The organism is Neobacillus paridis (assembly GCF_016765675.1).
Classification (GTDB): domain Bacteria; phylum Bacillota; class Bacilli; order Bacillales; family Cytobacillaceae; genus Neobacillus; species Neobacillus paridis.
Genome location: NZ_JAESWB010000342.1, coordinates 1 through 610, shown reverse-complemented (window position 1 = coordinate 610; position 610 = coordinate 1). Strand labels below are relative to the sequence as shown.

Annotated in this window: 1 protein-coding gene; it reads right to left on the bottom strand. The window is 41.6% G+C overall.

Features of this window, described 5'->3' with window-relative positions:
- Positions 1-610, bottom strand: a 610-nt coding sequence (locus tag JK635_RS20400; protein ID WP_202655778.1) for a hypothetical protein, incomplete at both ends; no start/stop codon positions are given.

Below are 610 nucleotides of genomic sequence, written 5' to 3'. Positions count from 1 at the left end.
CCAGCCTTATCCCGTGTCGCTTTATAACGAGTAAGAAGGAAATTCGATTCAAGCGAAGCAAGGACACTTTCGAGTTCCGGTTTGACAATAAAATGACTAACTTGCGGATTCGACAAACCTTCAAAATATTTTCCGCCAATTTCACCATCAACAATTTTCTTACGTACAGTTCTCGCCTCAGTGATAAGGTGCTCGAGAAGCTTTCGTTGATTATGACGATCTAACTTTTGCTCGAAAGGCTCTAACGCAAATCGATTTAAACGGTCAAAATACCTAACAACAGTGTTTTCATAATACTTTTTTGTCGCTAACCGAAGTGAAGCGAGAGTGATTTTTTGCGATTTTGATATTCTGTCAAGATAACTTTGGTGCAAAAGATGTCCCATTATTCTTGGAACGTTGAAAGATGCCCTGAACATGAGCGCCATGTAATCCTCCAACGGCACTGACGTACTTATATCAAAGAAGTCTTTCAGTTCGATACCAAAAGCCTGAAATCTCGTGTTTAGCAGCCGTGTAGCATAGTCGCCCGCAGACTTTTCCATTTCCTGAACTTCCGATGCCTCGTAAAGATCTGCAAAGTCAAGAGCAAGGGTATCTGCCTTTCCTG